Genomic DNA, 23,957 nt, shown 5'->3' on the forward strand with positions numbered 1-23,957 from the left:
GGATCTCGCGCCGCATTCTGTCTCAACGCTGCGTCAGCAACTCCTCGATCCGGATCGGGAAGCGGCGGACGCGTACGCCGGTCGCGTGCCAGACGGCGTTGGCGACCGCACCGGCACTGCCGGTGATGCCGATCTCACCGACACCCTTGATGCCGAGCGCATTCACATGCGGATCGTGCTCCTCGACCGTGATCACATCGAGCGGCGGCACGTCGGCATTCACGGGGATGTGGTACTCGCCGAGATTGGCGTTCATGATGCGGCCGCTGCGGCGGTCGGTGATGGCTTCCTCGTGCAGCGCGAAGGACAGGCCCCAGATCATGCCGCCGAACAGCTGGCTCTTCACCAGATGCGGATTGACGATGCGTCCCGCTGCGAAGGCGCCGACCATGCGGGTGACGCGAACCTGGCCGAGCTCGGGATCGACCTTCACCTCCGCGAACACCGCGCCATGGGCATGCATCGCATACTGCTCCATCGCCGCCGGGTTCGGCGCGCCGGTGCCGCGGGCCTCGACCTCGGCAACGCCGGCACGCGCGAGGATCTCCGCATAGCTCTCGTTGCGGCTCTCGTCGTCACGACGGATCAGCCTGCCGTCCCGCGCGATCACACCGGCATTGCCGGCGCCGAACAGCGGCGAGCGCTCATCATTGGTGGCGAGATCGGCAAGCTTTGCGATCACGGCCGCGCCGGCGCTGTGGATCGCAGCACCCGCGGTCGCCGTGTGCGCCGAACCGCCGGCAATGCCGGCATCGGGCAGGTCAGATGTGCCGGCCTTGAAGTCCACGCGGTCGATATCGAGACCGACGGCATCGGCCGCGATCTGCGCCAGCGCCGTCCAGGCGCCCTGCCCCATGTCGTGCGCGCCGATCTCCATCGCGCCCGAGCCGTCGCGGCGGAGCACAGCGCGCGCCTCGGCCTGGAACATCAGCGCGGGGAACGTCGCGGTGCCCATCCCCCAGCCGACCAGAAGTCCGGCATCGTCGCGCATCTGTCTGGGCTGGAGCGAGCGCTTCGCCCATCCGAAACGCGCTGCGCCCTGATCGTAACAGGCGCGCAGCGCTTTCGAGGAGAACGGTCTTCCCGTCATCGGCTCGACCTCGGCGTAGTTCTTCAGGCGGAAGGCCAGCGGATCCATGCCGCAGGCCCAGGCCATCTCGTCGATCGCGCTCTCCAGCGCGATCGAGCCGGTCGCCTCGCCGGGCGCGCGCATGAACAGCGGCGTGCCGGTGTTGACGCGCACGGCATCGTGCGAGGTGCGGATCGCAGGCGCCGCATAGAGCGTGTGCGAGGCGTCGGCCGCGGGCTCGTAGAAATCGTCGAAGGTGCTCGACACGGTCCTTGCATGATGATCGAGCGCGGTCAGGCGTCCCTCGCCGTCGGCGCCGATGCGCAAGCGCTGCCGCGTCGGCGCGCGGTGACCGACCGGGCCGTACATCTGCTCGCGGCGCAGCACCAGCTTGACCGGCCTGCCGACGAGTTTTGCCGCCATGATGCCGAGCGTTGGCGGCCCGGCCATCAATCCCTTGGAGCCGAAGCCGCCGCCGAGGAACGGGCTACGGATGTGGATCTTGTCGTGCGCGATGCCGAACAATTCGGCGATGCGCGCCAGCGACAGCATCAGGCCCTGGGTCGGCATGTCGATCTGCAGACGGTTGCCATCCCAGGAGGCGACGATCGCATGCGGCTCCATCGCGTTGTGATATTGCGGCGGCGTCTCGTAAGTCGCGTCGATCTGCTTTTCAGCCGTGGCGAGGCCAGCCTCGACATCGCCGCGGTGGCTTTCCGTGGGATTGCCGACACCGACGACCGGCGGCACGAAGCTTTCGCCGGCATCGAGCCCCACGAGCGCCGGCAACGTTTCGTAACGCGGCGCCAGCAGCAGCGCGCCTTCCGTCGCCGCCTCCAGCGTCTCGGCAATCACGACGGCGATCGGCTGGTTGGCGTAGCGGACCTCATTGCTTTGCAACACCTCCATCCGAAACACGAACGGATTGGTCTTGATTTCAGGATCGATTGCGAGCTCAGGCTTGTGGTCCGGCGTCATGACATCGACGACGCCGGGATGGCGCTTGGCCGCCGCGACATCGAGCGAGACCACGCGGCCGCGCGAAATGCTCGCGACCGCCATCACCGCAAACAGCAGGCCGGGTGGATGATTGTCGGCGGCGTAGGTCGCCTGTCCCTTGACCTTGAGGACGCCGTCGCGGCGGGTCAGCGGCTGGCCGATGTTCGAGCCGTGCCGCAGATGGGCGGGAGAGCTGGACAGATTGAGCTCAGGCATGGATGGCTCCGGAGGTCGAGGCAAAGGGCGATGCCGGCAGCGCGGGGATACGCGCAGGCGTACCGGCAGCGGCAAGTGTCAGCGCGCGCACGACGATGCGGCGCGCGAGCTCGATCTTGAAGGCGTTGTCGCCGGACGGCTTTGCGTCGGTGAGCGCGCGCCAGGCGGCTTCCTGGAAGGCGTCGGCCGTCGGCGCGACACCCCTCAGAACGTCCTCCGCGGCGCGGGCACGCCAGGGCTTTGCGGCGACACCGCCGAGCGCAAGCCGCGCTTCGGCGATCTTGCCGTTCTCGATCCGCAACGCAGCCGCAGCCGAGACGACGGCGAAGGCATAGGACGTGCGCTCGCGAACCTTGAGGTAACGCGCGTGCGCGGCGAAGCCGCGCGCTGCGGGCGGCAGGCGCACGGCGACGATGAGGTCGCCGGGCTCGAGCGCCGACTCACGCTCGGGCGTATTGCCCGGTAGGCGGTGCAGCGCGTCGAGCGCGATCTCGCGCCGGCCGCTCCTGCCTTCGATCTCGACGACGGCATCGAGTGCGACGAGCGGCACGCAGAAGTCGGACGGATGCGTGGCGATGCAGCTCTCGCTCCAGCCGAGTACGGCATGGCCGCGGTTCTCGCCATCGCGGGCGTCGCAGCCGGAGCCGGCCTCGCGCTTGTTGCAGCGGCTGGCGGTGTCGTAGAAATACGCACAGCGGGTCCTCTGCAGCAGATTGCCGCCGACGGTGGCGGCGTTGCGCAATTGCGCCGACGCACCGGAGAGCAGCGCTTCGGCCACGGCGGGATAAGTCCTTGCGAATTCCGGATCATGCGCGAGATCAGCGTTGCTCACCAGCGCGCCGATGCGCAACGATCCGTCGGCGAGCGTCTCGATTTGATCGAGCCCGTGGAGATGCGTGACATCGACGAGGCGATCCGGCCGGCTGACGCCGCCCTTCATCAGATCGAGCAGATTGGTGCCGGCGGCAAGATAAACGGCGCCCGGCTGCGCGGCGGCGGCAACGGCTTCAGTGACTGTGGCGGGCCTGACATAATCGAACGGTTTCATGCGGAGCGCCTCTGGTTGGTTTCGTCCATGCCGGCCTGCGCTTCCAGCACGGCATCGACGATGCCGGCATAGGCGCCGCAGCGGCACAGATTGCCGCTCATGCATTCGCGGATGCGTTCGGGATCGTTGCCGGCCTGGGCCTCTTGCATCATGCCGATCGCGCTCATGATCTGGCCGGGGGTGCAGAAGCCGCACTGGAAGCCGTCCTGGGCGATGAAAGCGGCCTGGACCGGGTGAAGCTGATCGCCCCGCGCGACGCCTTCGATGGTGAGGATCTCGGCGCCGTCATGGCTGATGGCGAGCGCGAGGCAGGAGTTAATGCGCTTGCCGTCGACGAGGATGGTGCAGGCGCCGCACTGGCCGCGGTCGCATCCCTTCTTGGTTCCGGTCAGATGGAGGCGCTCACGCAGGAGATCGAGCAGCGTGACGCGCGGATCGTCGAGGACGAAGTCGCGCCGCGCACCGTTCACGGTGAGGCTGATGGAGTGGTTCATACAAGGCTCCGATCAGATATGGACATGGCTCATCGCGCAGCGCGCCACCGCCGTGGCCGCCGTCGATTTCGAATTGACCGGGCGGAGCCGGGCCAACATCTCAGTGAAGATACGGAGGCACCCTCCGCTTAACAAGGGCCGCGGAAAAATATTTGGAATTCGTCAAAGCCCGTGCGCATACAACGCGATGCAGCCGGCCAAGGGTTCAACAAGGGTTCAATCTAACCAATTCGTGATCTACATTGCCTGATATGGACGACCACACCGACCAGACCCGAAAACCCCGCGCCGATGCCGTACGCAATCGCGAGCGCGTGCTCGAAGCGGCCAAGGCCGTGTTCAGCGCTGGCGGCCCCGAGGCGAGCCTGGAAGCCGTGGCCAAACGCGCCGGCGTCGGCATCGGCACGCTCTACCGGCATTTCCCGACGCGCGAGGATCTGTTCGAGGCGGTGTACCGGCGCGAGGTCGAGCAGCTCAGCGAGCTCGCCGAGCAGTTGAAGACTACGAAGGATCCGATCGACGCGCTCAGGCGCTGGCTGCGCTCAGGTGTCGAATTCGTTGCCACCAAGAAGGGCATGGTGGCAGCCCTGGCACTCGCAGTGCAGAGCGGGTCCGAGCTGCATGCCTTCTCCTTCGAGCGGCTGACCACGGCGATCGGCTCGCTGCTCCATCGTGCCGTCGCGGCCGGCGAGATGCGCGCCGACATCAGTCCCGAGGACTTGCTGCGCGCGTTCTTCGGCATGTGCTACATGCACGACCAGCCCGGCTGGCAGTCCTCGGTGCTGCGGATGCTCGACGTGTTCGTCGACGGTCTGCGGGTGCAGATGGCCAACAAGGTCAAGATCCGCGTTGCCAAGCCCGCGAAACCGGCGGTGAAACGGAAGCGATAGCACGCCCGTATTTCCTATGGAGCGTGCTAAGATCAGCATCGCCGGGATTTCAACGCGGAGCCTGTCATGCGCCTTGCCGCCTTGCTGATCGCTCTCACTGTTGCCCTTGGTATTGCGCTTGGCCCCGTCTCAGCACGCGCCGGCGATGTCTCGGCGGCACAGGGCATCGTCCGCGCCCAGGAGCAGGCCTTTGCACGCGACGATGCGGCCGCGGCCTATTCTCACGCCGCGCCCACAATCAAGGAGATCTTCCCCACCCCCGACATTTTCATGTCGATGGTGCAGAACGGCTACGCGCCGGTTTATCGTCACAAGAGTTTTGAATTTGGCGAGAGCAAGAGCGAAGGCAGTTGGATCGCCCAGCGCGTCCATATCATTGATGCCAATGGCGAAGCCTGGGAGGCGCTCTACACGCTCGAGCAGCAGCCGGACGGCAGCTACAAGATCACCGGCTGTTCGTTGCTGAAAGCAGGACAGGCCGTTTAAGTCGCAAAGCCCGGACCGGTCTTCACCGAGCCCATCCGCGAGCGGATCAGCAGCAGCACGACGATGCCGATATTGAGCGCGTTCCAGGCAACGCCGTTGGCGAAGGCCGCACCGTAGGAGCCGGTGGCATCGAAGATCACGCCCGACACCCAGCCGCCGAACGACATGCCGAACACGGAGGCGAAGATCACGATGCCGACGCGCGTCGCCGCTTCGCTCGCAGGCATCGCCTCGCGCACGATGATGGCGTAGCTCGGCACGATGCCGCCCTGGAACAGGCCGAACATCGCCGAGATGATATAAAGCGAGGCAAGGCTGTCGAAGAACAGATAGAACACCAGCGCAAAGCCTTGCGCCAGCGATCCCACCAGCAGCGTGCGGATGCCGCCGATCTTGTCGGCGAGATAGCCCGAGCCGATGCGACTGATGATGCCGCAGCCCATCATCAGCGACAGCATCTCGGCGCCGCGCGCGACGCCATAGCCGAGATCGCCGCAATAGGCGACGATGTGGACCTGCGGCATTGCCATCGCGACGCAGCAGGAGATGCTGGCGATCGAGAGCAGCACCGTCAGCGTGTTGGTCGACAGCTTGAGATCGACCCGCGGCGGAGGTGCCTTGGCGTGGTCATGGACCGTGTCGTTACCCATCTGCGCGCGCAGGACCAGCACCAGGATCGTCATCAGGCCCACACAGACGAGGCCAATGCCGATATGGGTATAGCGCCAGCCGATCGACTGCATGCCCCAATTGACGATCGGGGGCCACATCGTGCCGGCGACATAATTGCCGCTGGCGACGATGGTCACGGCGAGGCCGCGATAACGCTCGAACCAGTGCGACGCCTCCGCCATCAGCGGCGCGAAGGTCGCCGATGTTCCCAGTCCGATCAGGAAATAGGCCGCGATGAACTGCCAGAGCTGCGTCGAAAGTCCCGCCAGCGTATTGGCGACACCGAGGAAGGCGATGCTGATCGCCATCGCCTGCACGATGCCGAACCGGTCCGTGATCTTGCCGGCGATCACGCCGCCAAGCCCGAAGCCGAACATCATGAGGGTGAAGGCCAGCGACACCGCGCCGCGCGTGGCCGCGAATTCGGCCTGCACCGCGGGAATCATGACGACGATCGCCCACATGCCGACGCCGCCGATCGAGCCGATCACCAGCGCAATGACGAGCCGCATCCAGGCCTGACGGGAATCAGGGCTGAATGAGTCTGATCTTTGTTCGGGATGATTTGGCGCGTGCACGGGCCGGACCATGGCCCGCGGATCGCCACACGGTCAAGCAACGTGGCGATATATTGGGCATGCGCGGTGCACTGCGGTAAGAAGGAGCTTGGCGAACGCGCGATTTGCCATTAGTTTGCAATCAGCGTGTGCAACCTTGCCGCGCGAGGAGCCTATCGGCGGAATGTTGTTGCGATTGACGCGATCGATGCGGATCAGGGTGGGGCGGATCATCGCCCTCGCCTATCTGTTCTGCGTGCTCGCGCCGGCAGCAAGCCTTGCCTTGGGCAATGGCCCTGCGCCGTGCCTTGACGACGCACTCCTCGCCGATCTCGTGCCGGCGCATCACCAGATGGCGAGCCATCAGCATGGCGATGCCTCGCACGAACATGCGGGAACCCACGCTCATCACCAGACCGCCTCGAAGGATGCACCGGCTCCGCATCATCATGGCGGCAAGGGAACCGTCGGTCCGTGCTGCGCGATGATGTGCGTCAGCGCGCTGCCGGCCGATCTGCCCAGCGTCGCCACGCCGGTCCAGCCGACGTCGACCTGCGCGCCCGAGATCGTGGCCAGCCTGCACAGCGCGGCGCCGCCCCAGCACTACCGCCCCCCCATCGCCTGATCTGACGCAACGACGTCGGTCCGAGCGCGCTTTTGCGCGCGCGAACCTGTGGTTTCCAGATCAGGGATGAATCATGCTCGCGCTTTCCGGGGCGAAGTCTGCCGCCGCATCTGCGGTGGGTGGACGACACTTTCGATTCAATTGGCTGCTGCCGGCCTTTGCCGCGCTGGCGCTGTCCGGCTGCATGTCGGTAACGACACAATTCGCCAGTGCCGACCCCGCCGATCCCGCGGCGAAGGTGGCACGCGTCGGCTATCGCTCGACCATCGCGCCCTACACCAGCCTGCGGCCTGCGACGCCGGCGCCATGGCGCGACCGCAACGACGCCGTGACGCCGCAGCCGAAGCAAGACCGGTAGGAGCGCGCCATGGCACACCATCTTGCGCGGGGCCTGCTCGTGCTCACCGCGTTCGGACTCTCCGGCTGCATGGCGTTCTCGCCGGACGGCGGCATGACGACGGTCTCGGAGCTCACGAGCCAGACCATCAACAAGGACGTTGCCTTCGTGCGAACGGCCGAAGGTGCCGAGGCCGTCACGGCGACCGTCCGCCGGTTGCTGGCGCGCACGCTGACCACCGAGACGGCCGTGCAGATCGCGCTGCTCAACAACAAGGGGCTGCAAGCCGCTTACAACGAGCTGGCGCTGGCCGAAACCGAGCTGGTCGAGCAGAGCCTGCCGCCCAATCCCGTGTTCTCGATCTCGCGGATTTCGGGCAATGGCGCGAACGAGATCGAGCGCCAGGTTGTCGGCGACATCCTCGCCCTCGCAACACTGCCGTTCCGCTCCGAGATCGCGCGCGACCGCTTCCGTCAGGCGCAATTGCGCGCGGCGCTGGCGACGCTGCGGCTCGCTGCCGACGTGCGCCGCGCCTATGTCCGCACTGTTGCCGCCAACGAGATGGTGGCGCTGCTGACCGACGCGAAGGCGACGGCGGAATCGACCGCTCAGCTTGCGGTCAAGCTTGGCGAGACCGGCTCGCTCAACAAGCTCGACCAGGCCCGCGAGCAGGTGTTCTATGCCGAGACCACCGCCGATCTCGCGACGGCGCGCCAGGCGGCGGCGAGCGCGCGCGAAAGACTGGCGCGCCTGATGGGGCTGTGGGACGACGGTCTCGACTTCCGCTTGCCCAACCAGTTGCCGCCGCTGCCGCGCCGTCCGCAGGCCTTGCCCACGATCGAGGCCGACGCGGTGGCGCATCGCATCGACCTGCAGATCGCGCGGCTGGAGCTGACGGCGCTGGCGAAATCGCTGAACCTCACCGAGGCGACGCGCTTGGTGACGCTGCTCGATCTCGCCGGCATCTCCCGCCGCACCCAGGATCCGGAAGGGCCGCCGTTCCGCGAACGCGGCTTCGACGTCCAGTTCCAGATCCCGATCTTCGACGGCGGCGAGGTGCGCGTACGGCAGGCGGCCGAGACCTACAACCTCGCCTTCAACCGCCTGACCGAGCGGGCCGTGAATGTCCGCTCGGAGGCACGAGATGCCTATCGCGTCTACCGGTCCACGTACGACATCGCCAGCCACTTCCAGCGCGAGATCGTGCCCTTGCGCAAGATCATCACCGAGGAGATGCAGCTGCGCTTCTCCAGCATGCAGGTCGACATCTTCGCGCTTCTGACCGAGGCACGGCAGCGCCTGGCGTCACTGCGCGGCGCCATCGACGCCAAGCAAAGTTTCTTCCTCGCCCAGTCCGACCTGCAGACCGCCGTCAATGGTGGCGGCGCGCCCGCCGCCGGCGGCGAGACGTCAACCACTATCGCCGCGGCAGCGCCTGCCGATGGCGGCCACTGAGACGGAGGCCATCATGTTTTCCCGCCGAGGATTTTTGGGCACCGCCGCGCTTGCCAGCGCATCGGCCATCAGCGGCCGCGTTCAGGCCGCGTCCATTCCGGAAGCGCCCACCATGGACAAGGTGGTGATGCAGCCGCCGCTGCACCCGATCAGCGGCCCCGACTATCGCCCCGTAGTGACGCTGAACGGCTGGTCACTGCCGTTCCGCATGAACGGCGACTGGAAGGAATTCCACCTCGTCGCCGAGCCCGTGGTGCGCGAGTTCGCCGAAGGCATGAAGGTGAATCTGTGGGGCTATAACGGCCAGTCGCCGGGCCCGACCATCGAGGCGGTCGAGGGCGACAAGGTCCGCATCTTCGTCACCAACAGACTGCCCGAATACACCACCGTGCACTGGCACGGCATGATCATCCCCAGCGGCATGGACGGTGTCGGCGGATTGAACCAGCCGCACATCGAGCCGGGGAAAACCTTCGTCTACGAATTCGAGATGAAGAAGAGCGGGACCTTCATGTATCACCCGCATTCCGACGAGATGGTGCAGATGGCGATGGGCATGATGGGCATGGTCGTCGTGCATCCGCGCGATCAAAGCTTCCGCCCCGTCGACCGCGACTACGTCTTCGTGATGAGCACCTATCGCGTCGACCCCGGCACCTATCTGCCGCAGGTCAACGAGATGACCGACTTCAACATGTGGACCTGGAATTCGCGGGTGTTTCCGGGGATCGATCCCCTGCCGGTGCGGCTCGGCGACAAGGTGCGCGTGCGCATCGGCAATCTCAGCATGACCAACCATCCGATCCACCTGCACGGCCACAGCTTCGCGGTGACCTGCACCGACGGCGGCTGGATCCCGGAGAGCGCGCAATATCCGGAGACGACGACCGACGTTCCGGTCGGCGCGGTCAGGGTGTTCGACGTACTCGCCGACAATCCCGGCGACTGGGCGTTTCACTGCCACAAGTCGCACCACACCATGAATGCGATGGGGCACGAGGTGCGCAACCTGATCGGCGTGTCGCGCAAGGATCTCGCCAGGGCCGTCGGCAAGCTCGCACCTGACGGCATGGCGATGGGCTCGACCGGCATGGCGATGGGCAACATGGAGATGCCCGCGCCCGACAACACGCTGCCGATGATGACCGGCACCGGCCAGTTCGGTCCGATCGAGATGGGCGGCATGTTCACGGTGATGAAGATCCGCGAGGACCTCGCGCGCGACGATTACCGCGATCCCGGTCCGTACAAATTCCCGCAAGGCACCGTCGCCTACGAGGTCACGGCACCGGCTGCGGAGCCGGCGCGGCAAAAACCAGGCAGTCCGCCGATGAAGAACATGAAGATGTGAGCGTTTCGATGAACCACCAACTGGAGACTACAATGAAGAAGACTATCAAACTCGGACTCGCGCTGGCTGCGCTTTCTATCGCGCCGGCCATTGCTCATGACCAGCACGCGCACGGGACCTTTTCGGCCGGCGAGCCCGGCGATCCCAAGAAGCCCGCACGTACCATCGAGATCGCGATGAGCGAGATGTCCTACGAGCCGTCGAACATCACGGTCAAACGCGGCGAACAGATCCGCTTCGTGCTGCGCAATTCTGGCAAGGAAGACCACGAATTCCTGCTCGCCACCACCAAGGAGAACCTCGCGCACGCCGAGGTGATGAAGAAACATCCGCACATGGAGCACGACGACCCGAACGGGGTCCGGCTCGCCCCGAGCAAGACCGCCGAGATCGTCTGGAAGTTCAGCAAGGCCGGCACGTTCGAATTTTCCTGCCTGATCCCGGACCATCGCGACTACGGCATGGTCGGCCACGTCACCGTCAAGTGAAGCACTGGAGAGAGCCATGAAATCGATCACCCGCACCACCGCCGCGCTCGTGCTGACGCTCGGCCTGACCTTCGGAGCGGCGCAGGGCGCCTCGATCAGCGGCGAGGTCAAGAAAATCGACGAAAGCGCTGGCAAGATCACGCTCAAGCACGGGCCGGCCAAGAGCCTCGGCATGGAGGAGCCCATGACCATGGTCTACCGCGTCAAGGACCCCGCCATGCTCAAGCAGGTCAAGGTCGGCGACAAGGTGACCTTCGAGGCCGAGGAGGCGACTTCGGGGTATACGGTGACGAAGATGGACAAGGCGAAGTAGGGGCGCCTCCCCCTCAACGGTCATTCCGGGGCGATGCGCAGCATCGAACCCGGAATCTCGAGGTTCCGGGTTCGGCTCTCCGAGCCGCCCCGGAACGACGCCCGGAAAGTCCCCGAAACACCCCAGTCCGACCCCCTGCCATCCCCTCCGTTAACCCTTTGCTAACCATACACCCGGCAAGAATTGCCGAGTGAAGTCGAGTGTCGTCAGCCGCGTAGAACGGGAGCTCCCGTGGACGCCAGTGCGGTGCCTCACTTTCGGAACGGCGGCCCATCGGCCGCCGCGCAGACGTTTGGGGCGCGCGGCCGGCAGTCGCGCGGGGAGGCAGCTACCATGGTCGACGTCACCGCGGGACAGGGCGTAGGCGCAGCAAAGCCCGGCATCCCCTCCCTCAACGAGATCGTCAACATCCTCAAGCGCGGCGACATCGCGCTGGCGCTGGGCGTTCTCACCATCCTGGTGGTGCTGATCCTGCCCCTGCCCGCGATCGTGCTGGACCTGTTCCTGGCGATCTCGATCACGCTGTCGATCCTGATCCTGATGACCTCGCTGTTCATCCAGACGCCGCTGGAATTCTCCGCTTTCCCGACCGTGCTGCTGATCTCGACCATGCTGCGTCTGTCGCTCAACATGGCCTCGACCCGCCTGATCCTGTCGCACGGGCACGAGGGCACGGCCGCCGCCGGTCACGTCATCGAAGCTTTCGGCAGCTTCGTGATGGGCGGCAATTTCGTCATCGGCATCATCGTCTTCGCCATCCTGATCATCGTCAACTTCATCGTCATCACCAAGGGTTCGGGCCGTATCGCGGAAGTCGCCGCACGCTTCCACCTCGACGCCATGCCCGGCAAGCAGATGGCGATCGACGCCGATCTCGGCGCCGGCCTGATCGACGAGAAGGTCGCCAAGCAGCGGCGCAAGGAGCTGGAGGACGAAAGCGGCTTCTTCGGCGCCATGGACGGTGCTTCCAAATTCGTCCGCGGCGATGCCATCGCGGGCCTTCTGATCGTCTTCATCAACGTCGTCGGCGGCATGATCATCGGCGTGGCGCAGCAGGGCATGTCCTTCGCCGACGCCGGGCGCAGCTACACGCTGCTGACTGTGGGTGACGGCCTCGTCACCCAGGTGCCGGCGCTGATCGTCTCGACCGCCGCGGGCCTGCTCGTCTCCAAGGCCGGCGTCTCCGGCGCCGCCGACAAGGCGCTGATGAAGCAGTTCTCCGGCTATCCGCAGGCGCTGGCGATGTCCTCGGCAGTGATGCTGGTGCTGGCGGCCCTGCCGGGCATTCCGACCATTCCCTTCCTCGCGCTCGGTGCCGGCGCCGGCGCGCTGGCATGGCACGCCCGCAACCACAAGCGCACCGCCGCGAAGGCCGAGGAAGCCGCCAGCGCCGCGCCTGCCGCCGGCGCACCGGGTGCGCCCGGCGCGGCCGCGGCGGAAGAGCCGATCTCGGCCGCGCTGAAGATCGACGACCTCAAGATCGAGCTCGGCTATGCCCTGCTGCCGCTGGTCAACGGACCTGACGGCACCGACCGCCTCACCGAACAGATCAAGGCGCTGCGCCGCTCGCTCGCGATCGAGATGGGTTTTGTGATGCCGGCAGTGCGCATCCTCGACAACGTCCAGCTCGAGGCCAACACCTACATCATCAAGATCAAGGAGGTCGACGCCGGCACCGGCAAGATCTGGCCGAACCAGTTCATGGTCATGGACCCCGGCGGCAGCCAGGTTCAGGTGCCCGGCATCCACACCACCGAGCCGACCTTCGGCCTACCCGCAACCTGGGTCGATGCCAGCCTCAAGGAAGAGGCCTCGCTCAAGGGCTATACCGTCGTCGACGCCGCGACCGTGCTCTCGACCCATCTCACCGAGCTGCTCAAGGCCAACATGTCGGACCTGCTCTCCTATGGCGAGGTGCAGAAGCTGCTCAAGGAGCTGCCGAAAGAGCAGAGCGAGCTGGTCAAGGACATCGTCCCCGGGCAGGTCACGGTCTCCGGCATCCAGCGCGTGCTGCAGCTGCTGCTCGCCGAGCGCATCTCGATCCGCGACCTCTCGACCATCCTCGAGGGCATTGCGGACTCGCTCGCCTTCTCGCGCAATCCCTCCACCATGGTCGAGCACGTCCGTGCCCGCCTCGCCCGACAGATCTGCGCGCAGAACACCTCCTACAACGGCTATCTGCCGCTGATCGCGCTGTCGGCGCGGTGGGAGCAGGCCTTCGCCGAATCCATCATCGGCCAGGGCGAGGAGCGCAGCCTCGCCATGCAGCCCTCGAAGCTGTCGGAGTTCATGACCGCCGTGCGCGAGGCCTTCGAGCGCGCCGCCCGCGAAGGCGAGGCGCCGGTGCTGGTCACCTCTGCGGCAATTCGTCCCTTCGTGCGCTCTCTCGTTGAGCGGTTCCGCGCCCAGACCACCGTGCTGTCGCAGGCTGAAATCCACCCCAGGGCGAGGTTGAAAACGGTCGGAAGCATCTGATTTGCCTTAAGAAGCCGTGTGTTTTTCGGCCACAGGCAAATGGTTTTTGAGTTCCTGGCGCCTTGTGGACCAAAGCCCCAAGAGGCGCCCGGAAGGCGCATTACAGCTTTGAAATAATTATAAAAAAGAACGATCAAGAGCCGTTTTTGATCGCGATCTTTCACGTCCTATCACGCTCTTGTGATCGCCCCTTGGGAACGAATCCGCCCAATACTACGTTGTTGGGCACCGGAAGCATGAACCTGCCTCAAACGGCCGGCGACTACTTCGGGTAGGTGGCGGCAGGAGGCTTCCATGAACCACTCGATCTACAGCGCCGATCGCGCGACCCATTTGAAGATTGTGGTCGTCGCCCTCGTCGCAGGGATCGCGGTGGCGGGCTTCGGCATCACGGCACGCTCGGGTTCGGACGAAGGTCTGACCCAGACGGCCCGCGTCATCAAGGCCGGCAAGCCGGTCGTTATCACCAGCTCGAACGCGTCCCTCGTTCGATAAGGAGATCTGACAAGTTTTGTGAATTCACGCGGCTCTTTACCAGCCCCCCAAAGTCGCCACGTGGATATGTAGACGACCCCAACCCCAAGTCGACTACAGAAAGCGCCCGCCCCCCACGGGCGCTTTCTCACGTCTGGGGTGGCTCGTCATTGCGAGCGCAGCGAAGCAATTCAGAGTCTTTCCGCGGAGACAGTCTGGATTGCTTCGCTGCGCTCGCAATGACGGAGCAAGGAGCACGGCCTCGCCTCCCAACTACCTCGCCCCATACGTCGGCGGCGGTGCCTGCACGGTCGGCGCTGCGGCGGCGAACAGATCGTCCTTGCTGCCGTTGAGCGGCGGATAGATGCGCTTGCGGTTGATGGTCTGCTTGGTTGCCTTCGCGGCCGCGCCGGTGGCGCGGACCTCGCGATCCCACCCTTCCGTATAGAGCGCGCCCCAGCCGCCGAGGTCGAGCACGGTCACGTACCAGTCGATCCGCAGCGGCAGCATCGGCTCACCGGCAAGATCGGCCACCACATTGTGGCCGGCGAAGCGGCCCATGGGCCGGGCGAACTGGCAGGACATCACGGTCGGATGCAGCCCGTCGACCACGCTGGAGGCGACGTCGCCGGCCGCGAACACGCCAGGCAGATCCGCAACGCGCAAGAAGGGATCGACCAGCAGGCGCCCAAGGCGATCGCGCGCGCCCGGAAAGTTTTCGGCCAGCCGGCTCGCACGCATGCCGGCGCACCAGATCACCGTCTGGGTCGGGATGAACTCGCCCGAGCTGAGGTGAATGCCGGCGGCCTCGATCGAGACGACGCGCGCGCCGAGCCGCGTCTCGACATCGAGCGACGACAAGGCCGTTTCGATGACGGGACGCGCTTGCGCGCCGATGGTGGCGCCGACAGTCGGATTGGGATCGACCAGGATGATGCGGCGGCCGCCGGTGATGCCGGCGCGCGCCAGCCTGTCGGGCATTTCGGCCGCGACCTCGATGCCGGTGAAGCCGGCGCCGACCACGACGACGGTGGATCGCCCCGGCGACGGCGCGCTGCGCCCGAGCGAAATCAGATGATCCTCGAGGCGAAGCGCCGCAGCATAGGTATCGACATCGAAGGCATGGTCGGCAAGGCCCGGAATGTCCGGGCGCATCACCTCGCTGCCGAGCGCGAGCACGAGGCGATCATAGCTCAGCGTCTCCTCCCCGCCGCTCGTGACCAGCGCTATCTTGCGATGCGCCGGATCGATCGACTCGATCTCGCCGAGGCCGTGCGTGACGCCGATCGGATCGAGCAACTGCGCAAGCGGAAGTGCGACCTCGCTGAGGTCGGTCTCGTAATTGCGCACGCGGATGTTGTGATAGGGGCTGCGGTCGATGAGGCGGATCTCGATGTCACGGCCGCCTACGCCGATCTCGTCGCGCTTGCGCGCGGCGCCGATGGCCGCCCACAGACCCGCAAACCCGGCGCCGAGCACGACGATACGCGCCATGTCCGCCTACTCGCACTTTCCAAAGAGGTCCTGCGGCCTGCCCGCGCGGCTAGATATAGCCCATTCGTCAGGATCGACCAACTGCGGCGGCGCCGGGCCGCTGCACAAAACGTGGGCCTCACGCCTCGCGAAGTTCCGACGGCGTCGCGCCAAAGCGCTTGCGGAAGGCGCGGTTGAAATAGGACAGGTCGGAGAAGCCCGAGGAATGCGCGATGTCGCTGATCTTGCGCGCCCTCGCACGGGGATCACTGAGCTGCTTTCGCGCCAGCAAGAGGCGCTGCTCCAGCACGAATTCGGTGAAGGTGGTGCCGGCCTGCTCGAACAGGCGCTGCGCCTGGCGCGGACTTAAGCCGGAGCGTGTCGCGACTTCGGCCAGGCACAGATCGTTGCGGCCGAGCGCGGCCATCACGTCGGCCTGCATCAGGTCGAGGCGGGCCGCCGCGTGCCCGCGCCCGCGCGCGAGGCTTGCATGCTCGGCATCGGTGCCGAGCAGGAGACCGACGAGATCGACCATGTGCTGCGCGGTCAGACGCTGGCCGACGGCGTCCAGATGCGGCGCGTGATTGGCGGCGAGCGCATGGTAGCGGAAGATGGTCTCGGCGACCGCGCCGTCGGAGAGCACTTGCGACAGCTTGTCCTCTGCGCGCGGATTGATGTCCAGCAGCGCGCGGCGCGGCATGCGGATGCTGGTGAAACGATCCTCATCGGTGTGGCCGACGGTGCCGGTGATACCCATGTCGACGAGCACCATCTGCGCGGGCGCGAGCTCCACGGTGTGGCCGTTCTGCCCGACGCGGACGAGGCCCGCATGTGCCGCGATCAGCACGAGATCGTCGCTGCCGTCGGCAAGGTGGCTCTGGGTGCGCGAATATTGCGCGGAGGCACCTTCGGGAATGGCCAGCACGATATTGTCGACCACGCTGACCTGGAGCCGGCAATCGATGCTGTCGCCCTGGCTCGGCCCGATGTCGAGGCCGCAGGCCCCGACGGCCCGCTCGCGCCAATGCTCGAAGGCCGCACCCTGCGGCAGGCCTGCATATTGGTGAATAAAGATGCCCGGCGTTTTCGCTGCATCCATCTGATGTCTCGCCCCTCTTCGGCACAATGATCGGCCGCGCCGACTGCAAATTCCGGGGATTTGACGCGGCGAATTGCGGGGAGGTTCAAACCGGGATGGGATTTGGGCGGACTTGTCGGAATGCGACGGCGGGGCGGACGGGGGCGACAGTAGCGCGGTCTCGTAGCCCGCATGAGCGAAGCGACATGCGGGACCACTGTCCCCGGATATCGCTTCGCTCATCCGGGCTACGGTACCGCTACGACGCCCCTACTTCTTCGCGGGTGCTTGCGGCTGCGCCGGCGGCACGGTCTCGATCAGCTTGCCGGTGAACACCGGCGCCGAGGTCGGCTGGCCGCTGGGCGAGCCGCCGGCCTGCTCGACGGTGACGGCATAGGTCGCGCCGTTGACGAGGTCGGCATCGTAGCCGGCGAGCAGCGGACGCGCGGTGAACTCGCCTTGGCCGATCACGCCGAGCGAGCGCGGGCGCGGCAGCTTGTCGGAGATCAGCCAGAGCTCGAAACTCTTGCCGGGCTCCGGCGTCGCGCCGACCTTGCGCACGGTGAAGTTTCGCGTTGCGCCGTCGATGGTGAGGATGAAGGCCGGGCCGCCGCCCGGGCCCTGCAGCAGCGCGACATATTGCGCGGACGCGGCGAGCGGAGCCGGCGTCTTCACCTCGACGGTCTGAATGCGCGGTGCGGGACGCAACGCGCCCGGCAGCGCGTCGGGCTGGAAGATCTGGAGCGACAGCGTCACCAGCAGCGCGGCCGCGAGCGCGCCGACGGCGGACGCGATGGTGCGCCAGCGCTTCACGCGGCCTTCGAGCCGGATCACGTTGGAGTTGTCGGCGACCGGCGGCGGCGGCGCATGCACCACGTCCGGATCGGGCGCATGGACCTGCGGCATGAAGATCGGCACGACGTCGGACAGCGCATCGGAGCCCGGTCGCGCCGCCTCCGGCGGCTCCACTGCGGAAGGCTGCGGCTCGGCCGGCTGCGTGCTATCCGAAGGCGGCGGCAACACGGCGTCAAACGGGGAAGCTTCCGGCAGAGGTGCTGGAGGCGGCGATGCTTCAGACGGCGCGGGCGTCGCCTGTGCAAAGTCGGTCCGCGCGAGCTCGGCCCTGATGTTCTCCCACACGATCGGTCGCGGCTCGATCGTGCCGACCATCTGGTTGAGGACGCCGAGCCGGTAGGACCAGGCCTGCACGATTTCGGCGAACGCCTTGTCCACCGCCATCATGGTCTCGACCTGCGCGCGCTCGTCGGCGTCGAGGGTGCCGAGCGCATATTCCGCGGCGAGCGCGATATGGTCCTCTGTGTAGGCCATCAATTGCAGTCCAGAACCTTCCTCGTCGTCCGGGCCATCACAATCCGAGGCACTCCCGGATATCCAGCATGCTGCGCCGCAGCCACGTCTTCACCGTGTTGACGGGCGCTGCAAATTTCTCCGCCAATTGCTCGCGGCTCCAACCGTTGTAATAGGCGAGCAGCACGAGCTTCTGACGGTCGGTCTCGAGCCGGCCGATGCATTCCAGGAGCCGCTTCAGCTCCTCGGTCATCTCCCGGCGCGCCAGAGGATCGGGACTGTCGGCCGCAACCTCCATCGCCTGAGGCTCTTCCTCGATGGAGGCTTCCGACTTCTTGCGCACGATGTCGATCGCCCGGTTGCGCGCGATCGACGCCATCCACGTGATCGGCGACGAGAGCGCCGGGTTGAATTGGCCGGCGCCGTTCCAGATCTTGACGTAGGTCTCCTGAACGACCTCCTCTGCGAGATCCTGCCGACGCAAGATACGGAGCACGACGCCATAGAGTTTCGCGCGGGTGGCGACGTAGAGGCGCTCGAACGCGGCCTGATCGCCCCTGGCGACCGCCTCGATCAGCCCGACCAGCTCTGCTGGCGTCAGCATTCAGCCCCCCAACACGTGGGCCGTCGCGTTCCGCGCAGGCCCCGGCACTTCGCTACCATAGCGCGCGGCAAAGCCGACCACCAAGGGGCGTGGCGCCGCGCTGTGGACAGCCCATGCGAAAACCCGGACCTTGCGGGTCCGGGTTTGGCAAATTCTCGGCAGGTTTGTGGCTAGCGCGTCAGGCGACGGCGCCGATGCGGGCGCGCATCAGGCCGATGCTGTCGAGGTCGGCCTGCTCGCGGGCGTTCTCCTCGGCGCGTTCGCGGGCCTGGTCGCGCTCGTCGAGGAGCTCGACCTTCTTCAGCTCCTCGAAGGCCTCGGCCAGCGCGGCCTTGGCTTCGTCGAGCTGGCCCTTGAGCTCGTCGGCCGAGCGGGTCAGGTTCTCGCGGCGCTGGATCGCGGCCTTGGCGTAGGTCGGATAGGCGAAGTGCGAGGGATCGTTGATCCCGGCACGGTCCTGCTCGGTCTGGATCTCGCGTTCGAGATCGACCGACATCCGCTGGAAATCGGCGATCATGGTCTCGATCTGGGTGACCCGGCGGCGCTTCTCGTCGACCTGAAACTTCTTCAGGCGGATGAGGGTATCACGTGACTTCATCGACTCGTACTCCCCAGAAGTCCCCTAGCTGCAAGACATACACACATTGGGACGGCACCGGTCTCCCCACAGGCCCGATGAGGGCCAAGACCGGCTCTGCTACTCTGTGGGATCGGATGATGAACTGACAAAGTTAGCGTTCCGTTTCCAAATTGCCGAGGATTTGCGCCAACTGCCGATAGCCGTCCGCCAGTGAGGCATTTTCGTCCTTGCGCTGCCGCAAGAACGCCTCCAGCGGTTCGTGCAGCCGGATCGCCTCGTCCACCTCGGGGCTGGAGCCGGCCCGGTAGGCGCCCAGCCGGATCAATTCCTCCATGTCGGCATAGGTCGCCATCACCGCCCGCGCCTTCTGGATGGTCGGCCAGAACTGCGGGTCGGCCGATTTCGGCATGGTGCGGGAGACGGATTTGAGGATGTTGATCGCGGGGTAGCGGCCGCGCTCGGCGATCGAGCGCTGCATCACGATATGGCCGTCGAGGATGCCGCGGACGGCGTCCGCGATCGGCTCGTTGTGGTCGTCGCCGTCGACCAGCACGGTGAAGATGGCGGTGATGGCGCCTTCGCCCAGGCCCGGCCCGGCCCGCTCCAAGAGCTTCGGCAGCTCGGTGAACACGGTCGGCGTATAGCCCTTGGCGGTCGGCGGCTCGCCGGCGGACAGGCCGATCTCGCGCTGGGCCATGGCAAAGCGCGTCACCGAGTCCATCAGGCAGAGCACGTCCTGGTCCTCGTCGCGGAAATACTCGGCGACCGCGAGCGTCAGATACGCGGCCTGGCGGCGCATCAGCGCCGGCTCGTCGGAGGTTGCGACCACGACGACGGAGCGTGCGAGGCCCTCCTCGCCGAGATCGTCCTGCAGGAATTCCTGCACCTCGCGGCCGCGTTCGCCGATCAGCCCGATGACGCTGACGGCGGCATCGACGTTGCGCGCGAGCATCGACAGCAGCACCGATTTGCCGACGCCGGAGCCCGCGAAAATGCCCATGCGCTGGCCGCGGCAGCAGGTGAGGAAGGTGTTCATCGCGCGCACGCCGAGATCGAGCGGCGCGCCGACGCGCTTCCTGGAATGCGCCGGCGGCGGCGTATTGCGGAACGGCATCGGCGAAGAGCCCTGCGGCAGTGGCCCCTTGCCGTCGATCGGCTCGCCCAGCGCATTGACGACACGACCGAGCCAGGCCGACGAGGGCCGCACCTGGTTGGCGGCATTGGCGATGATGGCCTTGCAGCCGCGGCGCACGCCGTCGAGCCCGGCGAACGGCATCACCACAGCGTTGTTGCCGGAGAAGCCGATCACCTCGCAGGGGATGGAACGATTGGCGCCGGTTTCGATCACGAGCCGCGCACCCACCGACATCGCATGGATGGGACCGGCCACCTCGACCATCAGGCCGCGCACGCCGACCACACGGCCATAGATGTTGGCGCCGTCGATGTCGCCGATCTGTTCGGCAAGAGCCTTCATAGGGGGCGCGCCTTCATAAGAGATGAGAGGGCCGACATGAGGTGACCGCCGTCGTGCTCCGGGCCTTCACGGTGAAACTCTTAAGTTTCGCCATATTTCTGAACGGCGCTTAACTCCGTGTTTACCCGCATCATTAATCATTGCGTCACTGTCTTTGTGACTGAGCGCGCCTCCCCTTCAGAAGAAGGCTGAGTCGCGGGAGTCGGTTAGGCCCGTCTCTTAAAGTGGAGCTTGAACAGATCGGGGTAACGAAAGCTGCTTCCAGCGCAAGACCTTAGGGCGATTCGACAAAAATTGCACTGGGGGGACTTGCGTTCCAGAATCAGAGTTTGTTAACCATCTGTTGTCAGGATCCGAATCAGTTGTTCAAAGGCGTTTTGTTGAGTGCCGCGAATGCGGCCGACCTGACGCCCAGGAGCGGCGACTATGGGGAACTGGCATGCGCGTTTTGCTGATTGAAGATGACAGCGCCGTCGCGCAGTCGATCGAGCTGATGCTGAAGTCTGAGAGCTTCAACGTCTACACGACCGATTTGGGGGAAGAAGGCGTCGATCTCGGTAAACTTTACGATTACGACATTATTCTCCTCGACCTCAACCTGCCCGACATGTCCGGCTACGACGTGCTCAAGCAGCTCCGGGTCTCCAAGATCAAGACACCGATTCTGATCCTCTCCGGCCTCGCCGGCATCGAGGACAAGGTCAAGGGTCTCGGCGTCGGCGCCGACGACTACATGACCAAGCCCTTCCACAAGGACGAGCTGGTGGCCCGCATCCACGCGATCGTGCGCCGCTCCAAGGGCCATGCCCAGTCGGTCATCCAGACCGGCGACCTCGTCGTCAACCTCGACACCAAGACGGTCGAAGTCGGCGGCCAGCGCGTGCATCTGACCGGCAAGGAATATCAGATGCTGGAGCTGCTTTCGCTCCGCAAGGGCACGACCCTCACCAAGGAAATGTTCCTCAACCACCTCTATGGCGGCATGGACGAGCCGGAGCTGAAGATCATCGACGTCTTCATCTGCAAGCTCCGCAAGAAGCTCGCCAACGCCTCCGAAGGCCGCAACTTCATCGAGACCGTGTGGGGCCGCGGCTACGTGCTGCGCGAGCCGCACGAGCACGAAGAGCGCATCCCCGCCTGATCTCAGGGTTACGTCGCAAGCCCCCCGGGGCTTGCTCCTCCCAGCCTGGACCCCGCCGCAAATGGCGGGGTTTTCGTTTTTGGGGACGTCTTCTCCCTCTCCCGCTTGCGGGAGAGGGTCGGGGTGCGGCTGTCTCCGCATCGGCAGTCCCCGTGTGGAGAGAGCCTCCACCCGCTGCGCTCGCGCGCAGCGACCTCCCCCGCAAGCGGGAGAGGTTGCACCGACCGTGCCGATACGGCTTCACCCACCTCTAACGTTGAACCGCTATGCTTCTCCCGCCGACGAATGGTCGCTGCACGATGGGGGAACGATGATCCTGCAATCACTCGCCGGCCTGCCCGCCTTCCTGGTCTATTTCTGCACCGGCCTGATCGCGATCGTGGCGTATCTGTTCGTCTATACCCGCATCACCCCCTACAATGAGTTCCAGCTGATCCGCGACAACGAGCCGGCCGCCGCGATCGCGCTCGGCCTCAGCCTGCTCGGCTTCGTCGCGCCGCTGGTCAGCGCCATCGCGCATTCGGCCAATGTGCTGGACTGCCTGATCTGGGCAACGATCGCGCTGATCGTCCAGGTCATCGTGTTCTTTCTCGTCAGGGTGCCGGTGCCGAACCTGTCGGCGCGGATCGCCGCCGGCGAGCTTGCGCCCGCCATCTGGCTCGGGCTGTCGTCGCTCGCCGCGGGCCTGCTGAACGCCGCCTGCATGATCTACTGACATGGTAGCGAAGTGATATGGCCAACGAGCCCCCCAGCAAGGAGTTCAGCAGGCGCCGGCCGCGCCTGCCGGCGGACCTGCCGCTGCCGCCGAGGGAGCAGCCGGTGAAGCGCTCCGGCCATGTCGCGCTGCTGGTGATGGGCACGATCGCGGTCGGCACCACCGCCTACACGCTGATGCCGCGGCAGACTTGCGAGCCCCCTCCTCCCGGGACGGATCCGACGGTGCAGACCAGCACCGCATGCAGTAGCAGCAGAAGCAGCTCCTCGGGCGGCAGCGGCGGCTCGGGCTCATCGTCGCGATCGAGCTTCTTCAGCAGCGATTCCTCGAGCCACTCCTCGTCAAGCACGTCGTCCGACTCGGGCCACAGCAGCGTGAGCCGCGGCGGCTTCGGCTCGTTCGGGCATGGCTTCTCGGGCGGCGGTTGATCCATGCAACGCATCACCTGTCTCGAACGCGACGACTGGCGGGAGACCGCAGCGCAATGCGGCTTCGTCTTCCACACCAATGGCGGCGACCGCTATTGGGACGAGCGCGCCTACTACGCCTTCACGCTCGACGAGATCGAGCGCGGCATCGAAACGCCGACCGGCGAGATCGACGCGATGTGCCTGGAGCTTGCCGGCCGCGTCATCGGCGACGAGCGGCATCTGCGGCGCCTGAAGATTCCGGAGGCGTTCTGGAGCCTGATCGCCGAGAGCTGGGCGCGCGACGACCGCAGCCTCTACGGTCGGCTCGACCTGAAGTTCGACGGCAAGGAGCCGGCAAAGCTGCTCGAATACAACGCGGATACGCCAACCTCGATCTTCGAGGCCGCCGTGTTCCAATGGACCTGGCTCGAACAGGCGATCGAGCGCCGCATCATTCCCGCGCGCGCCGATCAGTTCAACTCCATCCACGAGCGGCTGATCGCGGCATGGAAGACTATCGCCGCCGGCCGCCACCTGCATCTCACCGGCACGACAGGCAATGACGAGGACGCCGGCACGCTCGCCTATCTCGAGGACACCGCGCGCCAGGCCGGGCTCTCGACCACGCTGCTCGACATCGAGCAGGTCGGCTGGCGCGATGAGGGCGGCGGCTTCGTCGATCTCGACGATGCCGACATCGCGCTCGCCTTCAAGCTCTATCCCTGGGAATGGATGGTCCAGGACGCCTTCGGCGCAAAGCTCGAGGAGGCCCCGACGCGCTGGATCGAGCCGCCATGGAAGGCGGTGATCTCCAACAAGGGCATTTTGCCGCTGCTCTGGGAGATGTTTCCGAACCATCCCAATCTGCTGCCGGCCTTCTTCGAGGATGATCCACGCGCTGCCGAGCTCGGCAGTTCCTATGTGCGCAAGCCATTGCTGTCGCGCGAAGGCGCCAATGTCACGCTGGTGTCGGGCGGCACGCCGCTCGACGAGCAGGCGGGCCCCTATGGCGCTGAAGGTTTCATACGGCAGGCGTTGGCACCGCTGCCGAATTTTTCAGGCTTCTATCCGGTGATCGGAAGCTGGCTGGTGGATCATGAGCCGTGCGGCTTGTCGATCCGCGAGGACGAAAGCCCGATCACGGGCAACGGCTCGCGGTTTCTGCCGCATGCGATTTTGTGAAATGCGCTCGCGGCCTTATTGGCGAGGGACGCGAGCGCGA

General features: G+C 65.9%; 24 protein-coding genes. 14 read left to right on the forward strand and 10 right to left on the reverse strand.

The window, feature by feature from the left end:
• Positions 1-22 precede the first annotated feature (22 nt).
• The 3 genes from N2603_RS35590 to N2603_RS35600 are packed head-to-tail and all read right to left on the reverse strand — an operon-like array spanning position 23 to position 3,826.
• On the reverse strand, positions 23-2,284 hold the full coding sequence (locus N2603_RS35590; RefSeq protein ID WP_260385807.1) for a xanthine dehydrogenase family protein molybdopterin-binding subunit: 2,262 nt from the start codon (positions 2,282-2,284) through the stop codon (positions 23-25).
• The gene (locus tag N2603_RS35595; protein ID WP_260385808.1) at positions 2,277-3,332 is read right to left on the reverse strand and encodes an FAD binding domain-containing protein; all 1,056 of its coding nucleotides are present in this window, start codon (positions 3,330-3,332) and stop codon (positions 2,277-2,279) included. The genes N2603_RS35590 and N2603_RS35595 overlap by 8 nt, the downstream gene beginning before the upstream one ends.
• On the reverse strand, positions 3,329-3,826 hold the full coding sequence (locus N2603_RS35600) for a (2Fe-2S)-binding protein (protein WP_260385809.1): 498 nt from the start codon (positions 3,824-3,826) through the stop codon (positions 3,329-3,331). The genes N2603_RS35595 and N2603_RS35600 overlap by 4 nt, the downstream gene beginning before the upstream one ends.
• 251 nt (positions 3,827-4,077) lie before the next feature.
• Between N2603_RS35600 and N2603_RS35605 the strand changes: the two genes are divergently transcribed.
• Both N2603_RS35605 and N2603_RS35610 read left to right on the forward strand, forming a co-directional pair.
• A complete protein-coding gene (locus tag N2603_RS35605) occupies positions 4,078-4,716 on the forward strand; it encodes a TetR/AcrR family transcriptional regulator (RefSeq protein WP_260424331.1) in 639 nt (212 codons plus the stop codon).
• Positions 4,717-4,782: 66 nt separating this feature from the next.
• Positions 4,783-5,202, forward strand: a complete 420-nt coding sequence (locus N2603_RS35610) for a DUF4864 domain-containing protein (RefSeq protein WP_260385810.1) — start codon at positions 4,783-4,785, stop codon at positions 5,200-5,202.
• Here the strand turns inward: N2603_RS35610 and N2603_RS35615 are convergent.
• Positions 5,199-6,464, reverse strand: a complete 1,266-nt coding sequence (locus N2603_RS35615; protein ID WP_260385811.1) for an MFS transporter — start codon at positions 6,462-6,464, stop codon at positions 5,199-5,201. The genes N2603_RS35610 and N2603_RS35615 overlap by 4 nt on opposite strands.
• A 151-nt stretch (positions 6,465-6,615) precedes the next feature.
• On the opposite strand from N2603_RS35615, the gene N2603_RS35620 reads away from it, so the two are divergent.
• The 8 genes from N2603_RS35620 (at position 6,616) to N2603_RS35655 (ending at position 13,970) form a co-directional block, all read left to right on the forward strand.
• Complete coding sequence (locus N2603_RS35620; protein ID WP_260385812.1) at positions 6,616-7,056, forward strand: hypothetical protein; 441 nt, start codon at positions 6,616-6,618, stop codon at positions 7,054-7,056.
• A 73-nt stretch (positions 7,057-7,129) separates the two neighbouring features.
• Positions 7,130-7,414, forward strand: a complete 285-nt coding sequence (locus tag N2603_RS35625) for a hypothetical protein (RefSeq protein WP_260385813.1) — start codon at positions 7,130-7,132, stop codon at positions 7,412-7,414.
• A 9-nt stretch (positions 7,415-7,423) separates the two neighbouring features.
• Positions 7,424-8,848, forward strand: a complete 1,425-nt coding sequence (locus tag N2603_RS35630; protein ID WP_260385814.1) for a TolC family protein — start codon at positions 7,424-7,426, stop codon at positions 8,846-8,848.
• Positions 8,849-8,861: 13 nt separating this feature from the next.
• Positions 8,862-10,199, forward strand: coding sequence for a copper oxidase (locus tag N2603_RS35635; protein ID WP_026312491.1), 1,338 nt, complete (start codon positions 8,862-8,864; stop codon positions 10,197-10,199).
• A gap of 32 nt (positions 10,200-10,231) precedes the next feature.
• Entirely contained in the window at positions 10,232-10,687 is a 456-nt protein-coding gene (locus tag N2603_RS35640; RefSeq protein WP_035667462.1) for a cupredoxin domain-containing protein, read from the forward strand.
• Positions 10,688-10,703: 16 nt separating this feature from the next.
• Positions 10,704-11,000 (forward strand): copper-binding protein, encoded by a 297-nt coding sequence (locus tag N2603_RS35645; RefSeq protein WP_018646218.1) that lies wholly within the window; start codon positions 10,704-10,706, stop codon positions 10,998-11,000.
• 333 nt (positions 11,001-11,333) lie between these two features.
• Complete coding sequence (gene flhA / locus N2603_RS35650) at positions 11,334-13,475, forward strand: flagellar biosynthesis protein FlhA (protein ID WP_026312493.1); 2,142 nt, start codon at positions 11,334-11,336, stop codon at positions 13,473-13,475.
• Positions 13,476-13,769: 294 nt separating this feature from the next.
• A complete protein-coding gene (locus N2603_RS35655) occupies positions 13,770-13,970 on the forward strand; it encodes a hypothetical protein (protein WP_018646220.1) in 201 nt (66 codons plus the stop codon).
• A 252-nt stretch (positions 13,971-14,222) separates the two neighbouring features.
• On the opposite strand, the gene N2603_RS35660 is transcribed toward N2603_RS35655, so the two are convergent.
• The 6 genes from N2603_RS35660 to fliI all read right to left on the reverse strand — a co-directional run bounded on the left by N2603_RS35660 (position 14,223) and on the right by fliI (position 20,469).
• A complete protein-coding gene (locus N2603_RS35660) occupies positions 14,223-15,443 on the reverse strand; it encodes an NAD(P)/FAD-dependent oxidoreductase (RefSeq protein ID WP_260385815.1) in 1,221 nt (406 codons plus the stop codon).
• A gap of 118 nt (positions 15,444-15,561) precedes the next feature.
• Complete coding sequence (locus N2603_RS35665) at positions 15,562-16,521, reverse strand: helix-turn-helix transcriptional regulator (RefSeq protein ID WP_260385816.1); 960 nt, start codon at positions 16,519-16,521, stop codon at positions 15,562-15,564.
• A 249-nt stretch (positions 16,522-16,770) separates the two neighbouring features.
• Positions 16,771-17,829 carry an anti-sigma factor gene (locus N2603_RS35670; protein WP_260385818.1) on the reverse strand — a complete coding sequence of 353 codons (1,059 nt, stop codon included), beginning with the start codon at positions 17,827-17,829 and terminating at the stop codon, positions 16,771-16,773.
• A 37-nt stretch (positions 17,830-17,866) separates the two neighbouring features.
• On the reverse strand, positions 17,867-18,412 hold the full coding sequence (locus N2603_RS35675; RefSeq protein ID WP_260385820.1) for a sigma-70 family RNA polymerase sigma factor: 546 nt from the start codon (positions 18,410-18,412) through the stop codon (positions 17,867-17,869).
• A 178-nt stretch (positions 18,413-18,590) separates the two neighbouring features.
• On the reverse strand, positions 18,591-19,010 hold the full coding sequence (gene fliJ, locus N2603_RS35680; protein ID WP_008562039.1) for a flagellar export protein FliJ: 420 nt from the start codon (positions 19,008-19,010) through the stop codon (positions 18,591-18,593).
• A gap of 133 nt (positions 19,011-19,143) precedes the next feature.
• Positions 19,144-20,469 (reverse strand): flagellar protein export ATPase FliI, encoded by a 1,326-nt coding sequence (fliI, locus tag N2603_RS35685; protein WP_260385821.1) that lies wholly within the window; start codon positions 20,467-20,469, stop codon positions 19,144-19,146.
• Positions 20,470-20,908: 439 nt separating this feature from the next.
• Here fliI and ctrA point away from each other — a divergent pair, with 439 nt between their 5' ends.
• The 4 genes from ctrA (at position 20,909) to N2603_RS35705 (ending at position 23,917) form a co-directional block, all read left to right on the forward strand.
• The gene (ctrA, locus tag N2603_RS35690) at positions 20,909-21,610 is read left to right on the forward strand and encodes a response regulator transcription factor CtrA (RefSeq protein WP_008138878.1); all 702 of its coding nucleotides are present in this window, start codon (positions 20,909-20,911) and stop codon (positions 21,608-21,610) included.
• 310 nt (positions 21,611-21,920) lie between these two features.
• On the forward strand, positions 21,921-22,325 hold the full coding sequence (locus tag N2603_RS35695) for a DUF350 domain-containing protein (RefSeq protein ID WP_018646226.1): 405 nt from the start codon (positions 21,921-21,923) through the stop codon (positions 22,323-22,325).
• Between the two features lie 17 nt (positions 22,326-22,342).
• Positions 22,343-22,753, forward strand: coding sequence for a hypothetical protein (locus N2603_RS35700; protein ID WP_260385823.1), 411 nt, complete (start codon positions 22,343-22,345; stop codon positions 22,751-22,753).
• Between the two features lie 3 nt (positions 22,754-22,756).
• Positions 22,757-23,917, forward strand: coding sequence for a glutathionylspermidine synthase family protein (locus N2603_RS35705; protein WP_260385824.1), 1,161 nt, complete (start codon positions 22,757-22,759; stop codon positions 23,915-23,917).
• Positions 23,918-23,957 lie beyond the last annotated feature (40 nt).

This window comes from Bradyrhizobium huanghuaihaiense, from assembly GCF_025200885.1.
Taxonomy (GTDB): domain Bacteria; phylum Pseudomonadota; class Alphaproteobacteria; order Rhizobiales; family Xanthobacteraceae; genus Bradyrhizobium; species Bradyrhizobium huanghuaihaiense.

Excerpts from the sequence above, each read along its gene's own strand:
- N2603_RS35600 (WP_260385809.1), bottom strand. The coding sequence starts at position 3,826 with ATGAACCACTCCATCAGCCTCACCGTGAACGGTGCGCGGCGCGACTTC.
- N2603_RS35670 (WP_260385818.1), bottom strand. The coding sequence starts at position 17,829 with ATGGCCTACACAGAGGACCATATCGCGCTCGCCGCGGAATATGCGCTC.
- flhA (WP_026312493.1), top strand. The coding sequence starts at position 11,334 with ATGGTCGACGTCACCGCGGGACAGGGCGTAGGCGCAGCAAAGCCCGGC.
- N2603_RS35700 (WP_260385823.1), top strand. The coding sequence starts at position 22,343 with ATGGCCAACGAGCCCCCCAGCAAGGAGTTCAGCAGGCGCCGGCCGCGC.
- N2603_RS35705 (WP_260385824.1), top strand. The coding sequence starts at position 22,757 with ATGCAACGCATCACCTGTCTCGAACGCGACGACTGGCGGGAGACCGCA.
- fliJ (WP_008562039.1), bottom strand. The coding sequence starts at position 19,010 with ATGAAGTCACGTGATACCCTCATCCGCCTGAAGAAGTTTCAGGTCGAC.
- N2603_RS35610 (WP_260385810.1), top strand. The coding sequence starts at position 4,783 with ATGCGCCTTGCCGCCTTGCTGATCGCTCTCACTGTTGCCCTTGGTATT.
- N2603_RS35620 (WP_260385812.1), top strand. The coding sequence starts at position 6,616 with ATGTTGTTGCGATTGACGCGATCGATGCGGATCAGGGTGGGGCGGATC.
- N2603_RS35660 (WP_260385815.1), bottom strand. The coding sequence starts at position 15,443 with ATGGCGCGTATCGTCGTGCTCGGCGCCGGGTTTGCGGGTCTGTGGGCG.
- N2603_RS35675 (WP_260385820.1), bottom strand. The coding sequence starts at position 18,412 with ATGCTGACGCCAGCAGAGCTGGTCGGGCTGATCGAGGCGGTCGCCAGG.
- N2603_RS35615 (WP_260385811.1), bottom strand. The coding sequence starts at position 6,464 with ATGGTCCGGCCCGTGCACGCGCCAAATCATCCCGAACAAAGATCAGAC.
- N2603_RS35665 (WP_260385816.1), bottom strand. The coding sequence starts at position 16,521 with ATGGATGCAGCGAAAACGCCGGGCATCTTTATTCACCAATATGCAGGC.
- N2603_RS35625 (WP_260385813.1), top strand. The coding sequence starts at position 7,130 with ATGCTCGCGCTTTCCGGGGCGAAGTCTGCCGCCGCATCTGCGGTGGGT.
- fliI (WP_260385821.1), bottom strand. The coding sequence starts at position 20,469 with ATGAAGGCTCTTGCCGAACAGATCGGCGACATCGACGGCGCCAACATC.
- N2603_RS35645 (WP_018646218.1), top strand. The coding sequence starts at position 10,704 with ATGAAATCGATCACCCGCACCACCGCCGCGCTCGTGCTGACGCTCGGC.
- N2603_RS35635 (WP_026312491.1), top strand. The coding sequence starts at position 8,862 with ATGTTTTCCCGCCGAGGATTTTTGGGCACCGCCGCGCTTGCCAGCGCA.
- N2603_RS35655 (WP_018646220.1), top strand. The coding sequence starts at position 13,770 with ATGAACCACTCGATCTACAGCGCCGATCGCGCGACCCATTTGAAGATT.
- N2603_RS35605 (WP_260424331.1), top strand. The coding sequence starts at position 4,078 with ATGGACGACCACACCGACCAGACCCGAAAACCCCGCGCCGATGCCGTA.
- N2603_RS35640 (WP_035667462.1), top strand. The coding sequence starts at position 10,232 with ATGAAGAAGACTATCAAACTCGGACTCGCGCTGGCTGCGCTTTCTATC.
- ctrA (WP_008138878.1), top strand. The coding sequence starts at position 20,909 with ATGCGCGTTTTGCTGATTGAAGATGACAGCGCCGTCGCGCAGTCGATC.
- N2603_RS35595 (WP_260385808.1), bottom strand. The coding sequence starts at position 3,332 with ATGAAACCGTTCGATTATGTCAGGCCCGCCACAGTCACTGAAGCCGTT.
- N2603_RS35695 (WP_018646226.1), top strand. The coding sequence starts at position 21,921 with ATGATCCTGCAATCACTCGCCGGCCTGCCCGCCTTCCTGGTCTATTTC.
- N2603_RS35590 (WP_260385807.1), bottom strand. The coding sequence starts at position 2,284 with ATGCCTGAGCTCAATCTGTCCAGCTCTCCCGCCCATCTGCGGCACGGC.
- N2603_RS35630 (WP_260385814.1), top strand. The coding sequence starts at position 7,424 with ATGGCACACCATCTTGCGCGGGGCCTGCTCGTGCTCACCGCGTTCGGA.